This window comes from Variovorax sp. YR634 (assembly GCF_900106655.1).
In the GTDB taxonomy this organism is placed as follows: domain Bacteria; phylum Pseudomonadota; class Gammaproteobacteria; order Burkholderiales; family Burkholderiaceae_C; genus Variovorax.
The window spans coordinates 38601-61223 of the sequence record NZ_FNOL01000002.1 but is presented as its reverse complement, the minus strand read 5'-3'; the positions used below and the strand labels follow the sequence as shown (position 1 = coordinate 61223).

The window sequence follows — 22623 nt, the reverse complement described above, 5'->3', positions numbered from 1 at the left end:
ATACTCAACCGCATGGTTCACTCAGCCGCTCATCCGGACACCGACGCCCTCGACGCAGTCTTCGCCGCGCTCTCCGATTCCACGCGGCGCGCCGTGCTCGAAGCCCTGGGCGAGCGCAGCCTCAGCGTGACCGAGCTGGCCGGGCCGCACGACATGTCCCTCACCGGCTTCATGAAGCACCTGCGCGTGCTCGAAGACGCGGGGCTCATTTCTCGCACGAAAGAGGGCCGCATCGTGCGTTGCGAGCTGTCGCCCCGGCCCATGCAGGAGGCCGCCGTGTGGTTGTCCCGCTACGAGAAGTTCTGGACCGGGCGCCTCGATGCACTGGCGCGCTTTCTCTATCACCAGGAGGAGACCGAATGGCGAACCCTTCCACCGGCGACGCAGAGCGCCCCTCGCTCAGCCTCAGGCGGCACTACCGCGTCTCGCCCGACAAAGTCTGGCGCGCGTGGACCGACCCGCAAGCGCTGAAGCTCTGGTTCGGGCCCGAGGAGATCGTTTCGGTACCCATCGCCGAGGTCGACCTGCGCGTGGGCGGGCGCTTTCGCGTGGCCATGCTGGCCAACGACGGCGAGACGCACGACGTGAGCGGCACGTATCTCGAAGTGGTTCCGAACCGCGAGCTGGTCTTCAGCTGGGCCTGGCGCAGCACGCCGGAGCGCGAGTCGCGCGTCACCCTGAGCATCGAGCCCGATGCCGAGGGCTGCGAGCTGGTGCTGCTGCACGAGCAGTTCTTCGACGAAGCCGCGCGCGATGCCCACAACCACGGCTGGAGCGGAGCGCTCGTCAAGCTGGAGGGCTGGCTAAGCCTTGCTGCCTGAAAGAATGAAGAACACACCAGCTCCGGCCCGCGCCACGGTGCGCGAATGGACCGGCCTGGCGGTCATCGCGCTGCCATGCATGCTCTATTCGATGGACCTCACGGTGCTGAACCTCGCGATCCCGTCGATCAGCGAAGACCTCAAGCCCACGGCCTCGCAGTTGCTGTGGATCGTCGACATCTACGGCTTCTTCGTGGCCGGCCTGCTGGTCACCATGGGCACGCTGGGCGACCGCATTGGACGGCGGCGGCTGCTGCTGATCGGCGCGGCGGCGTTCGGCGTCGCCTCGGTGCTGGCGGCGTTCTCGACCAGCGCCAACATGCTCATCGCTACCCGGGCGCTGCTCGGCGTGGCGGGCGCGACGCTGGCGCCGTCCACGCTCTCGCTGATCCGCAACATGTTTCTCGACCCGGGGCAGCGCACCGTGGCCATCGGCGTGTGGATCTCGAGCTACTCGGCTGGCGCCGTCATCGGCCCGGTGCTGGGCGGCGTGCTGCTGCAGTTCTTTCCGTGGGGCTCGGTGTTCCTGATCGGCGTGCCGGTGATGGTGCTGCTGCTGGTGCTCGGACCCTTGCTGCTGCCCGAGTACCGCAACCCCGACGCGGCCCGGCTCGATCTGGCCAGCGTGGCGCTGTCGCTGGGCGCGGTGCTGCCGGTGATCTACGGTGTCAAGCAGATCGCGGAGCACGGCATGCATGCGATGCCGGTGCTGTCGATCGTGCTCGGGCTGGTGCTCGGAGCGCTGTTCGTGCGCCGGCAGAAGCGGCTGGCCGACCCGATGATCGACCTGCGGTTGTTCAGCTTGCCGGCCTTCAGCGTTTCGCTCGGCTCCTACATGCTGGCCTGCTTCGTGATGTTCGGCATCTTTCTGTACAACGCCCAGTACCTGCAGCTGGTGCTCGGCTTGTCGCCGTTGCATGCGGGCCTGTGGAGCATGCCGGGCGCGGGGGCCTTCATCGTCGGCTCGATGGTCGTGCCGGCACTGGCGCGGCGCATGCGACCGGCCTTCGTGATGGGCGGCGGGCTGGCGGTGGCGGCGCTGGGTTTCGGCATGCTGGCCGTGCTGCCCGCGCAGGACGGGCTGGCCTGGATGGTGAGCAGCGCGGTCATCTCCTCGCTAGGGTTGGCGCCGGTGTTCACGCTGGCGACCGACCTGGTGGTGGGCAGCGCACCGCCGGAGCGCGCGGGCGTGGCCTCGGCAATTTCCGAGACCAGCTCGGAATTCGGCGGCGCGCTGGGCATCGCGATCCTCGGCAGCATCGGCGCGGCCATCTACCGCAACACCATGGCCGATGCCGTGCCGATGGGCCTTGCGGGCCCGGCCGAGGTGGAAGCCGCCCGCAGCACGCTGGGCGGCGCGGTCGTGCTGGCCGGGCAGCTTGGCGGGAGCGCGGGCGCCGAACTGCTCGAGGCGGGCCGCGAGGCCTTGCTGCATGGCCTGCGCCTCACGGCCGGCATCTGCGCGGCGGTATTGCTGTTCGTAGGCGGGTTGGTGGCCGTGCGGCTGCGTGGGGCGGGAGGGGCGGTAGCACCCGAAACCCCGGGTGCCGCCGCATTGCCGGAGCGTTGACGAAACCCCATACTGGGGCTTCCACGACGCGATCACCGGAGCCTTCCATGAGCAACGAACTGCGCAAGAAGCTGCATGACCTGGCCGAACTCTGCGAAAACGCCCCCGACCCGCAGACCAAGGCCATCATCGAGGCGATCCGGCTCCAGACTGCGGTGCTGAACGAGCGGCTGTTCTCCATCGAGCTGCAGGTGGGCGCGCTGACCAAGCGCCTGGAAAACACGACCGACTGAGGGGCGGCCGCTTTGTAGGGATAATCCCCGCCATGAGCGGCAACACCTTCGGAACACTCTTCGCGGTCACCAATTTCGGCGAGTCGCATGGCCCGGCCATCGGCTGCGTCATCGACGGCTGCCCCCCGGGCATGGAACTCAGCGAGGCCGACATCCAGGGCGACCTCGACCGCCGGCGCCCAGGCACCAGCCGCCACGTCACCCAGCGCAACGAGCCCGACGCAGTGCAGATCCTGTCGGGCGTGTACGAAGGCAAGACCACCGGCACCCCCATCGCACTGCTGATCCAGAACACCGACCAGCGCAGCAAGGACTACGGGCAGATCGCCCAGCAGTTCCGCCCCGGCCACGCCGACTTCACCTACTGGAAGAAATACGGCATTCGCGATCCGCGCGGCGGCGGGCGCTCCTCGGCACGGCTGACCGCACCCATGGTCGCGGCCGGCGCGGTCGCCAAGAAGTGGCTGGCTGAGAAGCATGGCATGGTGTTTCGCGGCTGCATGACGCAGATCGGCGAAATCGCCATTCCGTTCGAGAGCTGGGAGCACGTGCCCAACAACCCCTTCTTCGCCCCCATCGCCGACGTGAGCGCGCTGGAAAACTACATGGACCGCCTGCGCAAGGCCGGCGATTCGTGCGGCGCGCGCATCCGGGTCACCGCCACCAGCGTGCCCGTTGGCCTCGGCGAGCCGCTGTTCGACAAGCTCGACGCCGAGATCGCCTACGCGATGATGGGCATCAACGCGGTGAAGGCGGTCGAGATCGGCGCCGGCTGGGACAGCGTCACCCAGCGCGGCACTACGCACGGCGACTCGATCACGCCCACTGGCTTCGTCACGAACAACGCCGGCGGCATCCTCGGCGGCATCAGCTCGGGGCAAGACCTCGAGGTGAGCATCGCGATCAAGCCCACCAGCTCGATCATCAGCCCGCGCCAGTCCATCGACATCAACAACAACCCCGTCGAAGTCGTCACCAAGGGCCGTCACGACCCGTGCGTCGGCATTCGCGCGACGCCCATCGCTGAAGCCATGCTGGCGCTGGTGGTCATGGAGCACGTGCTGCGCAACCGCGCGCAGTGCGGCGACGTGCAAACGCAAGCCGGCAAGACCGAGGCCGCGTCGCCGCAGGCGTCCTTCCTGTAGTGTCCGCCCCGCCACCAGTGGCGGCCGCGCGCGGCCACATGCTGGCATTCGCTGGTCTGTCGGCCAGCTATTTCGCGCACATCGGGTTCTTCAACCCGTACCTTCCCCTGTGGCTCAAGGATTTGGGGCTGCCGATCTTCACCATCAGCCTGCTGGCTTCGGTGCAGTCGATCACGCGGGTGTTCGCGCCCTATGCCTGGGGCGCGCTCAGCGACCACACGGGGCAGCGCGTCAAGCTGCTGCGCTTCAGTGCGGCCGTGGCGCTGCTCAGCTCCTTCGGGCTGTGGTGGCACGGCGGCGCGTGGTGGCTCGCGCTGGTGCTGCTCGTGATGTTCACCCACACCAGCTCGATGATGTCGCTCACCGAGGCCGCGATGGCGCAACTGGTGGCCGGCGACTGGGGGCGCTATGGGCGCATCCGGCTGTGCGGATCGGCCGGTTTTCTGCTCACGGTGTTCGTGGCAGGCGAGTGGTTCGAGCGCTTCGGCATGAAGCACTTTCCGGCCTGGGCCGCGGGCACGCTGGCCATCGTGCTGATCGCGACCATGAAGCTGCCCGACGTGCGCGAGCCGCCCGCGGCGCACGACGCAGTGAAGGAGCCCATCGGGCCGGTGTTGCGCAATCCGGCGGTGCGGTGGTTCTTCGCGGCGCTGTTCTTCCAGGTGATGTCGCACTTCTCGGTGTACGCCTTCTTCTCGCTGTACCTCGATTCGATCGGCTACGGCAAGAGCACCATCGGCCTGCTGTGGGCGCTGTCTGTGGTGGCGGAAATCGTGTGGTTCTTCTTGCAGGGCCGGCTCATCGGCCTGATGCCGATGCCGCGCTGGATGCTGGTGTGCGGCATCGCGGCCGTCGCGCGGCTGGGGCTGACCGCAGGGCTGGGCGGCTGGATTGCGGCGCTCATCGTGGCGCAGTGGTTGCATGCGCTGAGCTTCGCGGCGCATCACACGACCTGCATCGCGGTGGTGTCGCGCCGCTTCCCCGGCCACCTGCGCGGGCGAGGGCAGGCGCTGTTCACGGTGATCGGCTATGGCTTCGGCGGCGTGCTGGGCGTGTTGCTTGGCGGTGCGGTCGCGCAGGCTTTCGGCTATCGCACGATGTTCACGGCGGCGGCGCTGCTGGCTGTGCTTGGCAGCCTTTGTGCGTGGCGTGTGGTGAGGCTGGATCGGATGGAGCGCGCGGCCAGTAAGAAGTAGGGCCTGACGGGGAAACAATGTGTCATGGGCCTTGCATGCGCATGTCACCGCAGCTTTCTACGCTGCGAGCTTCGCAATTTCTCCTCCTTTTCCATGTCCGTTTCCGACGACCCGCGCGGCGCCCGCACGCCGCGCATTGCTTCGCCTGCCGAATCGAATGATTCCGAACAGAACAACAACACGCCGCCGCGCCGCCAGGTGCTCAAGCTCGGCGCATCGCTGCTGACCGTTGGCGGCAGCAGCGCCTTGCTCGCGGCCTGCGGCGGTGGTAGCGGCGGTTCACCCGCCTTGGGCCCGCTGCCGGCGCCTGCACCCGCCCCGGCATCGGCGCCGCCGCCCGCTCCGCCGGCCGTCGCAGCCAAGATCTCAAGCTTCGCGCTCGCCGTGATGCCCGACACGCAGTTCTATGCACGCTATGCCACTGCCGCCGAGAGCGACCAATATGACAAGCGCTTCGGCAGCGCACCCTTCGCCGCCCAGACGAAGTGGATCGCCGCCAATGCCAAGGCGCTGAACATTCCCTTCACCATCCACCTTGGCGACGTGGTCGACCAGGTCGGCAAGCCCGATCAGTGGAAGGTGGCCGATGCCGCGATGAAGGTGCTCGAAGACGCGAAGCTGCCCTACAGCGTGCTCGCCGGCAACCATGACGTGATGAAAGACATCGACTACAGCATCGACCCCGTCGGCGGCACCGATGCCAGCCGTACTCCCGCCAACGAGCCCTACATCCAGTGGTTCGGCACTGAGCGCGCGAAGAAGCAGGCCACCTTCGGCGCGCGCGACCCCAGCGGCTTCCACGAGTACCACGTGTTCGAGGCGCAGGGCCAGAAGTTCATGGTGCTGTCGCTGTCATGGCGCATTTCTGACGCAGGCATCGCCTGGGCCCGCCAGGTGATCGCGAAGAATCCGACGTTGCCCGTCATCCTGGTGAACCACCAGTTGCTCAACATCGCGCCCGACGGCACCAGCCCGCTCGAGACCGACTACGGCAAGATGCTCTGGGAGAAACTGATCCGCGACAACGACCAGATCTTCATGACGCTCAACGGCCATCACCATGGCGCCGCGCATCTCACGAAGACCAACGACTTCGGCCGCAAGGTCGAGGAGATGGTGGTCGACTACCAGATGGCCTACCAGGGCGGCAACGGCCTGATGCGCCTGTACGAGTTCGACCTGACCAACAAGAAGATCAAGGTGCTGTCGTTCTCGCCGTGGGTGCCGCAGAAGCCGGCCGCCACGCTCAACAGCTTCGACCAGGCCGTGCTCACCACGCCCAACGAGGCCTTCGTCATCGACATGGATTTCGCGCAGCGCTTCGCGGGCTTCAACAAGAGCTTCGGCACCGGCAGCGCCACCATCGAGAGCTCGCTGGTGGACAAGGCCCGCGCGATGATCCTCGCCAACTACAAGGACCCGGCCACGATCGAGCAGCGGCCTGCGGCGAACTCGGACGACTACCCCAAGGTCGCGAACACGCTGGCGCACTGGCGCTTCTTCGGCGGCGCGGTCAACCAGCCGGTGCTGCCGGGCACTGTGGTAGCTGACGTCACGGGCAACAACCCGCTGCACCGTGATGCGCTGAATCAGGGCGGCGTGGTAGGTGCTGCCGACGGCGACATCGTGTGGACGGATGACCGCCACTACCTTTCCGCCGCACCGGGCTCGGTGCGTTTCCTGAACACCAACAAGAACACGCCGCGCCTGAGCTACTTCCTCACCGACACGGCTGCGCCGATCAACGCGCAGACGCTGGAAAGCGGCTACACCATCGAGGCTTTCATCAAGATCGACAAGAGCTGGACCAGCGCCAACCAAGCGTGGATGAACATCATGACGCGCGACGGCCGCCGCGGCGATCTGGCGGGCTATTCGGGCGGCGACCCGGAATCCCCACCCATGCTGTTCGCCATTTCGAGCCTGCGCGAAGTGCAGTGGGAAGTGGTGCCGAGCCCGGCCGGTACTCGCGAGCCCAAGGCCAACTGGTCGGGCGAGGTCATCGCCGATCGCTGGGTGCACGTCGCGATCGTGAACGACCCGGTGTCGCACGACACCACGATGTACGTCGAAGGCGCGCCCGTGCTGCGCAACGCGGCGGCCATCCCTGGGTTGGCCACGCTCTCGGCCACGTCGCCCTGGGTGGTGGGCGGTGGCTCGTGGGACGGTGCGCGCGCTGACGGCTTCTTCGGCAACCTCGGTGAGGTGCGCGTGGTGGCGGCGGCGCTGACGCCGGCGCAGTGGCTCACGGCACGCAAGCCGGCCTGAGCCCCCTTGGCACGGAAAGGCCGGCTTACTGCTTCTTGCCGGCCTTTCCCGCCTTCGCTGCTGTCTTCGCGGGACCCTTGCCGTTCCCTTCTCGAAGATCGCAAAGTGCTCCGAAGCCAGTTTGCGCAACGACCGCCCGATGTTCGGGTAGTCGTATTCATCGAGGTTGGCCAGCGATACGCGCCCTGACGCGTTTTTGTCGCCAAAGCCCCGGCCCGGCAGTGGCTTCGTCACGCATAGCCAAGGGCGAGCATCGGAAATAGCGCAATTCGGGCTCGCTTTTCAGTCTTCCGACCAGTGCTCACTCATCACGGGCCGAGCCTTCTCCGGCACGGCAATTGATTCGGACCAGTAATTCATCACGCATTGACCCTCCGCGTGACTTCCTGCACTGGCAGTGGCAGGGGGGCGAACTTTATGCTGATTTAATTGGCCATCTATTTTTCGCATCGATTCTTACGATAAATCAACATTTAAAATAATTGTCAAAATGTGCAGCGGGAGGTGGGCATGAGGCTCATTGCTAAAACAATATTCTTATTTTCTAAGTCTTTATTAATTAATTGGGGCTACAGGACTGACGGGGCGTTGCAATGACGCGCCGAGTAACGATCCAGACGCCCGCAGGCGAAGCGTTGCAATTCCGCCAGCTGGTAGGCCGCGAAGCGCTGAGCCAGCTGTACGCCTTCGACATCGAGTTGCTGGGCAACAGCAACAACATCGACCCCAAGACCCTGCTGGGCAAGGCCACCACCGTGTCGGTGGAAACCGAAGGCGGCGTGCGCTACCTGGGCGGCATTGCCACCCGCTTCGGGCTGGAGCAGGAGGATGCGCGGCACTCCTTCTACCGGATGCGCCTGCGGCCCTGGCTGTGGCTGGCCACGCGGCGCAGCGACTTTCGCATCTTCCAGGGCAAGAGCGTGCCCGACATCGTGATGGAAGTGCTCGGCAGCTACGGCTACCCCATCGAGAAGAAGCTCACGCGCGGCGACTACCGGCAGTGGGACTACTGCGTGCAGTACCACGAGAGCGACTTCGACTTCATCTCTCGCCTGTGCGAGCTCGAAGGCATCTACTACCACTTCAGGCACGAGGCCTCGCAGCACGTGCTCGTGTTCGCCGATGACATCGCCCACTCGCACAGCCCGCTGCCCGGCGGGGAAGAAGTGCGCTACCACCCGCTGGAGAAGTCCGGCATGGGCCAGCGCGAGCGCATCTATGCGTGGGAGATCGCGGAAGAAGTGCGCTCGGGCCACCACTACAACGACGACTACGACTTCCAGAAGCCCAAGGCCGAACTGTCGCACCTGCGCCAGATGCCGCCCGGGCACGACCACGACGCCTACGAACAGTACGAATGGCCCGGCGGCTTCGTGCAGCACGGCGACGGCGAGACCTACGCGCGCATCCGCAACGAAGAACAACTGAGCCAGCGCAGCCGCGTCACCGGCCGCGCCAACCTGCGCGAACTCGCCACCGGCCACACCCTGCGCCTGACCGGCCACCCCAAGGCCGACCAGAACCAGCAGTACCTGCTCGTGGGTGTGAGCTACCACCTGCAGGAGAACCTGCAGGCCAGCGAGGGTGCAGAAGGCACAGACGGCTCCGTGCAGCGCTTCGCCTTCGACGCGCAGCCCACCAGCTACGCCTGGCGCCCGCAGCGCACCACGGCCAAGCCGCGCACCCGTGGCCCGCAAACGGCCATGGTGGTGGGCCCGCAGGGCGAGCAGATCTGGACCGACCAGTACGGACGCATCAAGGTGCAGTTCCAGTGGGACCGCATCGGGCAGGAGAACGAACACTCCAGCTGCTGGGTGCGCGTGTCCACCGCGTGGGCGGGCGCCACCTTCGGCATGACCTCCGTGCCGCGCATCGGCATGGAGGTGATCGTCGACTTTCTGAACGGCGACCCCGACTACCCGATCGTCACCGGCTGCGTGCACAACGCCGACACCATGCCTGCGTGGCAGCTGCCCGAGCAGAAGCACCTGTCGGGCATCAGGAGCCGTGAGCTGGGCGGCGGGCGCAGCAACCATATCGTGCTCGACGACACCCAAGGCAAGATCCAGGCGCAGCTGCGCAGTGATCACCAGGCCAGCCAACTGAGCGTGGGGCACATCGGGCGCATCGAGGACACGGCGGGGCGCAAGGATGCCCGGGGGCAGGGCTTCGAGTTGCGTACCGACGGGCATGGGGTGATGCGTGCGGGCAAGGGGCTGCTGGTCACCACCGAAGCGCGCGCGAACGCGCAGGCGCACATCACCGACATGAGCGAGACGGTGGGCCGTCTCACTCAGGCGCGCGATCTGCATGAAGGCCTGAGCGAAGTGGCGCAAGGTGCGCAGGCCCACGAGGCTGGCGACCAGGACGAGGTCACCACGAGCCTCAAGGAGCAGAACGATGCCATCAAGGGACAGGGCGGCAATCGCGAGCAGGGCGACTTTCCCGAGTTCCAGGAATCGCACCTGACATTGGCCAGCGCCAAGGGCCTGCAAACCGTGGCGCAGGGCTCGACCCACATCGTGAGCAACGAGCACAGCGCGCTCACCAGCGGTGGCCATACGAGCGTGAGCGCGGGCAAGAGCCTGCTGGTGAGCGTGCAGAGCGCGATCCGCATGTTCGCCTCCAAGGCCGGCATGCGGCTCGTGGCGGCAGGTGCAGACATCGACATCAAGGCGCTGAAGGACAGCGTCAACGTGCTGGCCAAGCTCAACATCACGCAGACCGCCAACAAGATCACCATCCACGCAAAGGAAGAGGTGGTGATCAACGGCGGCTCGAGCTACAGCCGCTGGAGTTCGGGCGGGATCGAGCACGGCACTTCCGGCATCTGGCGCGAGCACGCATCGGTACACAGCCTCGTCGGGCCCGCCAACGAGGGCAAGCCTGCGCTGCCCAATCCGCCGCAGGTGCCGAAGGGGCAGCTCGACCTGTACCACCAGTACATCAAGCCGACTGGCGAAAAGCGCCAGGGCGTGGCGCAGGGCGACTTCACCGTGGTCGATTCGGAAGGCGGCACGCACGCCGGCAACTTCGACCGCAACGGGTTCGCGACCGTCTCGGGCCTGCCCATCGGCACCGCCAAGGTCACATTCGGCAAGGACCCCCGCGACCCGTGGGAGGAGGGGAGCTACTTCGGCACGCCCAAGGACTGGAAGGCAAAGGGTGCGACGGGCGCAGGCGCCGAGGGCGGCGGCGGCGCAGTATCAGGGCTTTCGGGCTTGACCAGCGGCTTTGCGGGCATGACCGGTTCGGCAGGCGGTGTTGCGGGCGCGCTCGCTGGTGTCGCAGGCATGGGCAGCAAGGCCGCGAGCACGCTGGGCCAGGTAACCCAGGCGGCCGGTGTCGCGCAGCAGGCTGTGGGTGCAGCGCAGGCCATCCAGCAAGGGGGCGCCAAGGCGCTGCTCGGCCAGGCGAGCCAGGCAGCAACCGGCATGGCGATCCAGGCGGCCGGCGCCAAGCTGGGGCCGATGGGTGCGCCGATCACCGGTGTGATGAGCGGCATGGCTTCGGGTGGCATGAAGCCGGGCATTGCAACAGCTGCCGCCAACCCCGCACTGACAGGTCGAACACCCGGCTTCATGGGCTGACCCGCCGCGGCGCGCCGCACTCCACCAACCCAACGCACAAGCTCGAAGAGAACAAGAAAAAATGGCAGGACCGGAAGCAGCGCCGACGCCGCAGGCGACGGAGCGCGAACCCCAGACGGCGGTTGCGCCACTGAACACCATCGTTACGGAAGACATCGCCGCCGCGAGCAAGGCGGTGGACGACTGGCTGCGTTCGTTCAGCGGTGGCTACGTCACGCTGGAGCGGTTGACGATGGTGCTGGGGAGCATCCCGATCGTCGGCAACATCATGGCGTTGGTGGATGTGTTCCTGGACATCATCAACATCGTCGAGAAGAAGGCCAAGGACGGGATCGACGCATTCCTGAACTGGGTCAGCCTGGGCATCAACCTGATCGGGTTGATCCCGTTGCCGATGAACATGGCGGCCGCGCGCATGAGCCTTCGGCCCACGCTGCATCTGGTGAGGCAGGAGCTGAAGGCGGCCGCCTCGAACCTGGGCGAAGCCATCGTCACTACGCTGGTAGGACACCTGAACGCGACCATCGTCGGCGAGCTGGAGGTCTTCATCGATGGCGCTATCGCCAAGCTTGGAGACATGTTGCAAGGCTGCACAAAGCTGGGCGACAGCATCGTGGACAACCTGGTCGACATCCTGCAGCGGGTGCTGGGCCAGAAGGACATGTTCACGGTCAGTACGCCCGTCGTGGCGGAAACCAGCGTGCACGACCCGAAGACCCAGAGCACATGGAACCGGTTGTGGGGCAGCGCTGTCAAGTACACGAAGCAGTCGGCCAACTACGCCGCCAAGGTTGCTGCCAACCGCTTGCCCGAGAGCGTGGCGGGGCAGGTCAATGGCGTGATCGGGAGCCTGCTGGACTTCAAGAAGAACTTTCGAAACCAGCTCGTGCGCTTGGCCGACAAGGAGGCGCAGGCCAGCATCATGTGGCTGCTGCACAAGCTGCTGGCCGCCATCCAGCGCAAGAAGGGACAGCGCGGCGCGATTGTTTCGCCGAATGCAGGCGCGGTGGCCCAGAAGGACAAGCCGGGCGACCAGCTCGGGCACATCGGCAAGCAGGCGGATGGCCAGAAGGACGCAGGTTGCAAGAATTGCCCGGCGCCTGTCGCGCTCGGCAAGTCGATCAGCCTCGTCACTGGCTGCGAGAGCTTCACCCACACAGACTTCGTGCTCGCCGCGCCGTTGCCGATCGAATGGGCACGCACGTACCGCAGCCAGCTCGATGCCTACGACCGAGGCATCCTGGGCGCGCGCTGGCTCACGCCCTACAGCACGCGCGTGGACCTGATGACGCCAGTCAGGGGCGAGCGCAAGGGCCAACCGAGTCTGGTCTATCACGCAGCCGATGGCCGCAGCCACGCCTACCCCTTGCTGGCCGTGGGCCAGGTCTATCGCGATCCCATCGAAGAGGTGACCGTCTCGCGCCTGAGCGAGGCGTTGCTGACGCTGGACTTCGGCAAGCCACTGCCTCTGGGTGAGCAGGGCAACTGGCGTGAGATCTACGAGCTTGTGGAAGGCCGGTCGCACTATCGGCTTGTGACGCTGCAAGCCAGGGACGGCGCCTCCATCGGCCTGCGCTATGACCATGTGATCTCGGACACGGGCGAGCAGGTGCTGAGCGACATCATCAGCAGGCAAGGCGAAGTCATCATGGCGCACGTGGGCACGCAGCCCGATGCGCGCACGGGCCTGATCAAGTCTCTGTGGGAGTTGAAGGACGGCCAGGTCGTGCGCCAGCTTGCCGCCTACACGCACGATGCAGAACGCGATCTCGTGTCCGCGAAGGACGAGAACGGCGCCAGCTGGAGCTACAGCTACAGCCATCACCTCGTGACCCGCTACACCGATCGCACCGGCCGCGGCATGAACCTCGAATACAACGGCACTGGCGCCGATGCCAAGGCGGTGCGCGAGTGGTCCGACGATGGCAGCTTTGCACTGAAGTTCGAGTGGGACAAGAACATCCGCCTGACCTACGTGACCGATGCCCTGGGCGGCGAGACATGGTTCTACTACGACATCCTGGGTTACACCTACCGCATCATCCATCCCGACAAGCTGCAGGAATGGTTCTTCCGCGATGACGCCAAGAACGTCACCCGTCATGTGCATACAGACGGCAGCACCGACGACTACACCTACGACGTCGCCGGCAACCTGCAAATGCACACACGGGCCGATGGCAGCCGTGTTCATTTCGAATACGACCGGCTGAATCGCCTGACGGGCTTGCGCGACGCCGAAGGCAGCATCTGGAAGCGCGACTACGACGCACAGGGTCATCTCACCGAAGAGATCGACCCGTTGGGTCACAAGACCGAGTACGCCTACGACAAGGCCGGCCGGCCGGCGTGCATCACCGATGCCAAGGGCGGTTCGAAGCAGCTGACGTACACCCCGGCCGGCCAGCTCGCCAGCTACACCGACTGCTCGGGAAAGACCAGCCGGTGGGAGTACGACAGTCGCGGGCGGCTGACCAAAACCATCGATGCGGCAGGGCAGGCCACCCGATATCGCTACACCCCGGAAGGCGAAGCTGCTTCAAGGAGCGATGGCAATCATCCGGGGCAACTCGAAGAAGTCTCCCTGCCCGACCAGACCCGCGAGCACTTCACGCATGACGCCGAAGGTCGCTTGCTCGCTCACACCGATGCGTTGGGTCGTCGCACTCGCTATAGCTACAACCGCGCCGGGCTCGTGGCCGGACGCACCGACGCCGCGGGCCAGACGCTGCAATACCACTGGGATCTGCTGGGGCGCCTGACCGAACTGCGCAATGAAAACGGCAGCCGCTACAACTTCAGCTACGACCCGGCGGGGAGACTGCTGGAGGAAACCGGCTTCGACAGGCAACGCAGGCAGTACCTCTACGAGGAATCCACCGGCGCGCTGGTGCAAGTCGTCGAGGCGCAGGCGCACACGACAGGGTTTCGTTTCGATCCGATGGGACGCCTCGTCGAGCGCAATGCGGGCGAGGGGCAGGTCGAGACCTTTGCCTTCGATCTCAACGGCATGTTGATCGAAGCAGTCAATTCCGACGCAAGGTTGCAGTGGTTCTACGATCCCGCCGGAAACCTGACGCGCGAGCACCAGCACCATCTGGCCAGTGCGCAGACGGCAGTCTGGCAGCACCGCTACGACGAGCTCAACCAGCGTATTGCGACCATTCGCCCCGACGGCCATGTCACGCAATGGCTGACCTACGGTTCGGGCCACGTGCATGGCTTGCTTGTTGATGGACACGACATCCTGGGCTTCGAACGCGACGATCTTCATCGGGAGATCGGTCGAACGCAGGGCAATGGCCTGAGCCAGCGCCTGCGGTACGACCCGGCCGGCAGGCTGCTGGAGCAGCAGATATCGCATGCGAAGCCGGACAGCTCCGGCGCACTGAGCCTTCGCCGGAGCTATGGCTACGACAAGGCCGGTCAGCTGACCGCCATCGGGGACAGCCGGCGCGGCAATCTGAACTACAGGTATGACCCCGTGGGCCGCCTGCTCGAAGCCAACAGTCGCCTGGGCCGCGAGACCTTTGCATTCGACCCGGCCGGCAACATCGCCGACGCCGCACGCGGCGATGCGCCGCAAGGCCTGCGCGCAGTCAGCAAGCTGTTGGACAACCTGCTGAAGGAATACGCGGGCACCACCTACCGCTACGACAAGCGCGGAAACTTGATCGAGCGCGTCAAGAACGGGAAGAAAACGGTCTTCGAATGGAACGGCTTCAACCGCATGACCGCGGCCACAAGCGAAGAGGGCTCCACGACCTTCAGCTATGACCCTGTGGGGCGACGCATCGCCAAGCGCTCACGCGAAGCCATGACGCTGTTCGGCTGGGACGGCGACACGCTGGCCTTCGAGAGCACGCAGAGCATGGCCGGCGAGAGCGAGCGGCAGGGCCGGGGCTGGAGCGTCCACTACATCCACGAGCCGGATTCGTTTGTGCCGCTGGTGCAGATCAGGCAAGCGCGAGCCGTCGCGCTGAGCTCGACCACGGACGTGAAAACGCTGATGGATGCCAATGGCGGGGAGTACGACATCGAGCAGGACCCGTTGTGGAACGGCGAGCAACTGCCGAGGCCGGGTGCCTTCGCGAAGGAGGAGATTGCCTTCTACCAGTGCGATCACCTCGGCACGCCCCAGGAGCTGACGGATCATGAAGGCCAGATTGCCTGGTCGGCGCAGTACAAGGCATGGGGCGAGGCAAGAGAGGTCATCAGCGAAGCAGGAAGACGGGCCGGCTTTGCCAACCCGATCCGTTTCCAGGGGCAGTATCTGGACGATGAGACCGGGCTGCACTACAACAGGCATCGTTACTACGATCCGCAGGCTGGCAGATTCATCAGCAGCGATCCGTTGGGCTTGGGCGGCGGTCTTAACACCCATGCATACGTGCCCAATCCCGTGGCGTGGGTCGACCCGTTGGGCTTGCAAGCTGCGCCTGTCAAATGCAAGACAGCCAAGGGAGGTCGTTTCGCCACGGCGGACGGCGCGGCCAAGGCGGCGATGATGCGTTACAACGACAAGTCCATTCGAGACAACGTGGAGTACGGCGGCCTGGTCTACAAGACGCCGGATGGCAAATACGACTTCACCAAGGCGACCAGGGGCGAGAAGGACACCGTCAACCCCTGGGGCCCTACGGCCAAGAGCATTCCGAAGTGCGCCCAGGAAGTGGGCTACTGGCACACCCATGGGGATCACTCGGATCAATACGGGAATCGCACAACGCGGGCCAAGGACTACTACGGAAGCAACAACTTCTCTCCCGAAGACAAGGACGCCGCCAAAGCAGGAATGCAACATGATCATCCGGACTACCGAGGCTACGTCGGCACGCCAAGCGACGGCTACAAGGGCTACAACCCGAAGGCGAATCAAACCTACAGGCTTTAAGAGCCTGATCATTGCGTTGGGAATTTTCATGAACTTCAATGCCTCTGCCGCACCGATCTTCGAAGTCGAGTCGCCGGATCAGCTGCTGCTCAATACACCTGTGGTCGTTGCGTTGGGCAACGCGTACAAGCTGTTCGAGAAGACCGGGCAGGACCTGAACAATTTCAACGTTCACATCGCCGAGAGGAAAAAGGAAAACGGCGAAGACGAGAACGGAGTCAACACCATCGGCATTGCATTCACGGCCAAGCTGCCTCCGGGGCAGAAGGGGCTCGGCAACGCCAGCAAGCTGGGGCGGTCGATCACGTACATCGCCTCCAAGACCACGGGCGAAATACTCCGGGAGCAAGGAAGCCGGTAGTGACGCCCGGCACCGGGTCTGGCTCGAAAGACGTTGCGCCTGCCTGGACTCGTGCTTTCAATTTTGCAGAGGGAGGAAGAATGAGAATGAACGAAACCATCGAAGTTGATGGTCTGGCGGCGCAGGCGATTGCGGCAGCCTGTGAAGATGCAAGGTCTTCAGGCCTGCAGCTCGCAAACTACAAACTCGTCCTGGCCGAAGAATCCGACGACTACAGCGCGTCGTGGGTGGCGAAGGGCAAGCCGCAAGGCCATCGGGGCGCCTTGCCGGGCCTGCCCGAACCCAGCCTGCTGATCGAGAAGCGCGCTGGCCGGATCCTCCGGAAGCAGCTCTCGCGTTGAGTCGACGGCGTCATCCAAGGATTCGACATGTCTTCTCAAGTCATCATCCTCGCCCACGACATGTGGCGCAAAGGCGCGGGCGGTGCGCCCGCCGGGCTCGTGGGTCAGGCCGACAGCTTCGCTTATGCAGGGCTCGACCTGGGGCTCGCTCAGTTCGCCGCAACGACCTTCACCGGCACCAGTTTCACCGCCACCAGCTTCAAGCAGGCGGGCTGGAGCGCCTGCCAGTTCACGGGCTGCAGCTTCACGCAGTGCGACTTCGGCGGCATTTCGATCACCGGCTGCACTTTCATCAACTGCAGCTTCACGCGCGCCAACTTCGATGGCGGCAGCATCAGTACCAGCACCTTCACGCAATGTCAGTGGGACGACATCAGCTTCGCGGGCGGCCACTGGAACGACGTCGGGGTGCTGAACTGCGGCGGCACCGTGGTGCGTGCGCAGGGACTGCAGGGGCGCAGCGTGGACTTCACGGGCAGCACATTCGAGCAGCTCGAGTTTCAGGGCGCGAATATCAATTGAGCCCTGACGGGCAACGCCATCACTTCATCGATTCCATGTTCATGAAAAACATCAAGACCGTCTTTATCGCCACTGCCCTCCTGGGCGCCGTCTCTCTGTGCTTGGCGCAAACGGAAACGAAAACCACGCTGACCAAGCTGCACCAGAGTTACGAGAAGCAGGGCCGCCGCGCGCTCGGCATGCCGGAGTACGGCAAGCGTGTGCAGTTCCCGGCGGTGGTCGTCGAAGCGTCTGATTCCTTCGGCGGCACGTCGATGATCCGCGCCGCCGATGTGCGCGGCAATCAGGAACTGGCGCGCTTGACCCCGGCGGACGACGCACAGAACCAGAAGATGGGCGAGATGCGCAGCGGTGCGAAGTTCACTGCGAGCTGCGAGGTCGGCTTTGCGATGGGCTCGGCGTTTCTCACGATGAAGGACTGCGTGATCCGGCCCTGAAGCCCGCATCCGCAGCAAAGGCAACGTACCAGTTCGAGGCAGGGAGGGAAGATGGCAGGAAACGAAGGCCCGCAACAACAAGGCCAGAAACCAACTGAGAGAGAACCCCAGACGGCGGTAGCGCCGCTGAACACCATCGTCAAGGAAGACGTCGCCGCCGCAAGCAAGGCGGTGGACGACTGGCTGCGCTCGTTCAGCGGCGGCTACGTGACGCTGGAGCGCCTCACGATGGTGCTCGGCAGCATCCCGATCATCGGCAACATCATGGCGCTGGTGGATGTGTTCCTGGACATCATCAACATCGTCGAGAAAAAAGCCAAGGACGGGGTCGAGGCATTCCTGACCTGGGTCAGCCTGGGCATCAACCTGATCGGGCTGATCCCGTTGCCGCCGAGCATGGCGGCAGCGCGCATGAGCCTTCGGCCCACGCTTCATCTGGTGAAGCAGGAGCTGAAGGCGGCCGCCTCGAACCTGGGCGAAGCCATCGTCACGACGCTGGTGGGGCACCTGAACGCCACCATCATGGGCGAGCTCGACAAGTTCATCGATGGTGCCATCGACAAGCTCGACGGCATTCTCAAGAGCTGCGCCGACCTTGCCGACAAGATCATCGACAACCTGGTGGATATCCTGCGGCGCGTGCTGGGCCAGAAGGATTTGTTCGACGTCGCGAAGCCCGGTGCGACGGAAACGCGCGTACACGATCCGAAAACGCAGAGTACCTGGAGCCGCATGTGGGGCACGGCCGTGCGCTACACCAAGCAGTCGGCAAACTATGTCGCCAAGGCAGCCGCCAGCCAGCTGCCCGCGGGCGTTGCCGGCAAGGTCAACGGCGTGATCACGCAGATGCTGGACTTCAAGCGCCTGCTTCGCAGCCAACTGTCGGCGCTGGCCAACAAGGAGGCTCAGGCCAGCATCATGTGGCTGCTGCACAAGCTGCGGGATGCACTGCTGCGCAAGAAGGGGAAGCGCGCGGCCATCGTGCCGCCGCAGGCGGGCGCCAAGGCAGAGAAGGACAACCCGGGCACGCCGCTTGGACACATCAGCAAGCAGGCGCCGGCGCAGGGAACTTCGGGCTGCAAGAACTGCCCCGCGCCGGCACGCAAGGGCGCCTCGATCAGCCTCGCTACCGGCAACGAGAGCTTCACGCACACCGATTTCGTGCTCGCCGCGCCGCTTGCGATCGAGTGGGCGCGCACCTATGCCAGCGACCTCGATGCCTTCGACCGCGGCAGCCTGGGGGCCCGGTGGATCACGCCTTACAGCATGCGGGTGGACATTGCCACGCCAGTGCGCGGCGCACGCCAGGGACAGGCGAGCTTGGTGTATCACGCAGCCGACGGGCGCAGCCATGCCTACCCGCTGCTGGAGGTGGGGCAGACGCATTTCGATGCCATCGAAGAGGTCAGCATCTCGCGGCTGAACGAGAGCCTGCTGGCACTTGACTTCGGCAAGCCACTGCCTGCGGGCGAGCATGGTGAATGGCGTGAGATCTACGAGCTCGTCGACAGCAAGCAGCCGCACTTCCGGCTCGTCGCGCAGCAGGCGAAAGACGGCATGTCCATCGGCCTGCGCTACGACCACGTGATCGCCTCGACCGGCGAACGCGTGCTGAGCGACATCATCAGCAAGCAGGGCGAAGCTGTCATGGCGCACGTGGGCACGCAGCCGGATGCGCAGACCGGCCTGATCAAGTCGCTGTGGGAGCTGAAGGACGGCCAGGTCATTCGTCAACTGGCCGCCTACACGCACGACGCAGAAGGTGACCTCGTCGCCGCGCAGGATGAAGACGGCGCGAACTGGAGCTATACCTACGCGCACCATCTCGTGACCCGCTACACCGACCGCACCGGCCGAGGCATGAACCTCGAATACGACGGCACCGGCGCAGACGCCAAGGCCGTGCGCGAGTGGTCCGACGACGGCAGCTTCGCGCTTACGCTGGAGTGGGACAAGAACATCCGCCTGACCTACGTGACCGACGCCCTGGGCGGCGAAACCTGGCACTACTACGACATCCAGGGCTACACCTACCGCATCATTCACCCAGACAAGCTGCAGGAATGGTTCTTCCGCGACGATGCGAAGAACATCACGCGCCACGTGCACACCGACGGCAGCACCGACGACTACACGTACGACGAAGACGGCAACCTGCAGACGCACACGCGTGCCGACGGCAGCCGCGTGTATTTCGAATACGACAAGCTGCATCGCCTCACGGGCATCCTCGATGCCGAAGGCGGCGTGTGGAAGCGTGACTACGACGCACAGGGCCATCTCACGGAAGAGATCGATCCGCTCGGCCACAAGACCGAGTACGCCTACGACAAGGCCGGCAGGCCCGTACGGATCACCGATGCGAAGGGCGGCGTCAAGGTGCTCGCCTATTCCCCATTGGGGCAACTGCTCAGCTACACCGACTGCTCTGCCAAGACCAGCCGCTGGGAGTACGACGAAAGGGGCCGTCTTGCCAAGGCGACCGACGCTGCCGGCAACACCACCGGCTATCGCTACGCAGCCGGCCAGCTCGAACAGATCGTGCAGCCCGACGAGACGAGCGAGCATTTCGAGCACGATGCCGAAGGCCGCCTGCTGACGCACACAGACGCGCTCGGACGAGCCACGCGCTACAGCTACACGCGCGCCGGGCTGATCGCCGGTCGCACCGACGCGGCGGGCCGCTCGCTCAAGTACTACTGGGACCTGCTGGGCCGCCTGACCGAGTTGCACAACGAGAACGGCAGCCGCTACGACTTCCGCTATGACCCGGTGGGCCGCCTGCTCGAGGAAACCGGCTTCGACCGCAAGACCACGCAGTACATCCATGAGGAGACCACCGGTGTCCTCGCCGGGGTGATCGAAGCGGGGCACCGCACCGAACTCGAGTTCGATCCGCTCGGCCGTTTGAGCGAACGCCGAGCCGGCGATCGGTCGGAGCGCTTTGCCTACGACCGCAACGGCCGCCTGCTCGAGGCGACCAACAGCGACGCACGCCTGCAGTGGTTCTATGACCCGGCCGGCAACCTGACGCGCGAACACCACCACTACCTGGAGCGCAAGCGCACGGCAGTCTGGCAGCACCGCTACGACGAACTCAACCAGCGCATCGCCACCGTGCGGCCCGACGGCCACGTGACCCAGTGGCTGACGTACGGCTCCGGCCATGTGCACGGGCTGATGCTCGATGGCCAGGACATCCTCGGCTTCGAGCGCGACGACCTGCACCGCGAGGTCACACGGGAACAAGGCAACGGACTGAGCCAGCGCCAGAAGTACGACCCGGCCGGGCGGCTGCTCGAGCAGCAGATCTCGCGCACCAGGCCCGGCGCCATCGAGTCGAGCGCTGGCATCCAGCGCAGCTACAGCTACGACAAGGTTGGCCAACTAGTCGCCATCGGCGACAGCCGGCGCGGCAACCTCAGCTACCGCTACGACCCGGTGGGCCGCCTGCTCGAAGCCAACAGCCGCGTCGGACGTGAGATCTTCGCCTTCGATCCTGCTGGCAACATCGTCGACGCTCCACCGAGCGGCGACCCGCTCAGGCATCCAGCCAACAAGCTGCTGGACAACCTGCTGAAGAACTACGCGGGCACCAGCTACCGCTACGACGAACGCGGCAACATGACCGAGCGCGTGCGCAACGGCTGGCGGACCGTCTTCGCGTGGGACGGCTTCAACCGGATGACGGCTGCGACGGACCACAGCGGCATCACCACCACCTTCAGCTACGACGCGCTAGGGCGTCGGTTGGCCAAGCGCTCGGGCGAGACCATGACGCTGTTCGGCTGGGATGGCGACGTGCTCGCGTTCGAGAGCACTCAAAGCAAGTTAGCGATCGAAGAGGGCGGTGAGCACGGCTGGAGCGTGCATTACATCCATGAGGCGAACTCGTTCGTGCCGCTGGTGCAGGTGCGCCGGGCAACAGCGATGACGCTGAGTGAGACGACGGATGCGAAGGCGCTGATGCAGGCCAATGGCGGCGTCTACGACATCGAGCAGGATCCTTTGTGGAACGGCGAGCAGAGGCATGTGCCGCGTGCGTTCGACAGGAAGGAGATGGCGTTCTATCAGTGCGATCACCTGGGCACGCCGCAAGAGCTGACAGACCATGACGGACAGGTCGCGTGGTCGGCGCAGTACAGGGCGTGGGGCGAGGCGCGGGAGGCGATCAGCGAGGCTGGCAGGAGGGCGGGGTTCAGGAATCCGATTCGGTTCCAGGGGCAGTATTGGGATGAAGAGACGGGGCTGCACTACAACCGATACCGATACTACGACCCGCAGGCGGGGCGGTTTGTCTCAAGAGACCCCATTGGTCTTATTGGTGGCCTCAATCTTCACCAGTTTGCGTCTAACCCGGTCATATGGATAGATCCTCTGGGCCTTGCTCGAAAGAAAGGGATCACGCCAAATGACCGAGGTACTCGGACCACCATTGAAGGAGGGAAGCTTTCCGAGCCTGCGGTCGGGTACAGCGGCGGGGCTGGCGGAAAGGGGGCGCAAAACCCTGTCGTTAAACAAATGTACGACGACGTTGAAGTCGACCAACGCTCTGAGACGCATGCTTGGTGTGGTGAGCCAGATGCACTCAGCAAAATTGCTGATGCTCATAAGGTAGCTAATGCTGATGAGCTTCGTAGCGTCGTTCAAGGGGCGACATCGATGACTGAACGAAATGATGGAAAGCTCCTACCGTACTGCCGCTCGTGCAGCATTGTTATGGGCCGGCTCGGCGTCTGTGACGGAGTAAAAAAATGACAGAACCATATAGTGAACATGAGGCGGAATTCCTCGATGCCATTGAAGATCAGTTGATGGAAAAAAACGTTCCCTTTCCCCGAATGATGAAAATGTATGCGGAATTTCTGCGTAATTGCATTCTGGCGGGACGTTTCAACGAGGCCGCTTCATCCGCGCAACTGGATAGTGTTGCTGAGCATTTGCAGGTGGCAATAGTTGGCTTGGGTCACGACAATAGTGACGAGTTACGGAGGCCGCACAGGATTGAGCTTTGGACGCTATTCGATTGTTCTGAAAAAGAAAACCCAGCTCTGGCTGCACTTATCCGGTGCGCTGTTTGCTGCTTTTACGATGAGGCTGGATGGGATCCAGACACGAGCGAAAGTGTGACCCCAATGCCGCTTTATCTCTTTCTCCTCAAGCGGATTATTCCTACTGTGGGCGTGGAGTTCTTGAAGTACGCGCAAAGGTCCTTGCTTGGTCCCTCGTTAAGTGAGTAATTCAT

General features: G+C 64.6%; 15 protein-coding genes. All 15 read left to right on the top strand.

Annotated elements, in window-relative coordinates; genetic code table 11:
- Positions 1-12: 12 nt before the first annotated feature.
- The gene (locus tag BLV60_RS04450; protein WP_093051787.1) at positions 13-471 is read left to right on the top strand and encodes an ArsR/SmtB family transcription factor; all 459 of its coding nucleotides are present in this window, start codon (positions 13-15) and stop codon (positions 469-471) included.
- Positions 360-821 carry an SRPBCC family protein gene (locus tag BLV60_RS04445; protein WP_093050607.1) on the top strand — a complete coding sequence of 154 codons (462 nt, stop codon included), beginning with the start codon at positions 360-362 and terminating at the stop codon, positions 819-821. Before BLV60_RS04450 ends, BLV60_RS04445 begins: the two co-directional genes overlap by 112 nt.
- Positions 814-2391 (top strand): MFS transporter, encoded by a 1578-nt coding sequence (locus tag BLV60_RS04440; RefSeq protein ID WP_371127350.1) that lies wholly within the window; start codon positions 814-816, stop codon positions 2389-2391. Before BLV60_RS04445 ends, BLV60_RS04440 begins: the two co-directional genes overlap by 8 nt.
- Positions 2392-2438: 47 nt before the next feature.
- Positions 2439-2624 carry a hypothetical protein gene (locus BLV60_RS04435; RefSeq protein WP_093050601.1) on the top strand — a complete coding sequence of 62 codons (186 nt, stop codon included), beginning with the start codon at positions 2439-2441 and terminating at the stop codon, positions 2622-2624.
- Positions 2625-2656: 32 nt separating this feature from the next.
- Positions 2657-3769: a chorismate synthase gene (aroC, locus tag BLV60_RS04430; RefSeq protein WP_093050598.1), complete on the top strand. Its 1113-nt coding sequence runs from the start codon at positions 2657-2659 to the stop codon at positions 3767-3769.
- Positions 3769-4965 carry an MFS transporter gene (locus BLV60_RS04425; protein ID WP_256328851.1) on the top strand — a complete coding sequence of 399 codons (1197 nt, stop codon included), beginning with the start codon at positions 3769-3771 and terminating at the stop codon, positions 4963-4965. Before aroC ends, BLV60_RS04425 begins: the two co-directional genes overlap by 1 nt.
- Before the next feature lie 93 nt (positions 4966-5058).
- Positions 5059-7233: a LamG-like jellyroll fold domain-containing protein gene (locus BLV60_RS04420; protein WP_093050595.1), complete on the top strand. Its 2175-nt coding sequence runs from the start codon at positions 5059-5061 to the stop codon at positions 7231-7233.
- Between the two features lie 593 nt (positions 7234-7826).
- The gene (locus tag BLV60_RS04415) at positions 7827-10823 is read left to right on the top strand and encodes a type VI secretion system Vgr family protein (protein WP_093050592.1); all 2997 of its coding nucleotides are present in this window, start codon (positions 7827-7829) and stop codon (positions 10821-10823) included.
- Between the two features lie 61 nt (positions 10824-10884).
- Positions 10885-15717: an RHS repeat-associated core domain-containing protein gene (locus BLV60_RS04410; protein WP_093050590.1), complete on the top strand. Its 4833-nt coding sequence runs from the start codon at positions 10885-10887 to the stop codon at positions 15715-15717.
- Between the two features lie 28 nt (positions 15718-15745).
- The gene (locus BLV60_RS04405; RefSeq protein ID WP_093050587.1) at positions 15746-16078 is read left to right on the top strand and encodes a hypothetical protein; all 333 of its coding nucleotides are present in this window, start codon (positions 15746-15748) and stop codon (positions 16076-16078) included.
- 86 nt (positions 16079-16164) lie between these two features.
- Complete coding sequence (locus BLV60_RS04400; protein WP_093050584.1) at positions 16165-16419, top strand: hypothetical protein; 255 nt, start codon at positions 16165-16167, stop codon at positions 16417-16419.
- A 27-nt stretch (positions 16420-16446) separates the two neighbouring features.
- Positions 16447-16941, top strand: coding sequence for a pentapeptide repeat-containing protein (locus BLV60_RS04395; RefSeq protein WP_093050581.1), 495 nt, complete (start codon positions 16447-16449; stop codon positions 16939-16941).
- A gap of 41 nt (positions 16942-16982) precedes the next feature.
- Positions 16983-17378: a hypothetical protein gene (locus BLV60_RS04390; protein WP_143042546.1), complete on the top strand. Its 396-nt coding sequence runs from the start codon at positions 16983-16985 to the stop codon at positions 17376-17378.
- 51 nt (positions 17379-17429) lie between these two features.
- Positions 17430-22136, top strand: a complete 4707-nt coding sequence (locus tag BLV60_RS04385) for an RHS repeat-associated core domain-containing protein (RefSeq protein ID WP_093050576.1) — start codon at positions 17430-17432, stop codon at positions 22134-22136.
- Positions 22133-22618, top strand: coding sequence for a hypothetical protein (locus BLV60_RS33935; RefSeq protein WP_093179504.1), 486 nt, complete (start codon positions 22133-22135; stop codon positions 22616-22618). The genes BLV60_RS04385 and BLV60_RS33935 overlap by 4 nt, the downstream gene beginning before the upstream one ends.
- Positions 22619-22623: the final 5 nt, after the last annotated feature.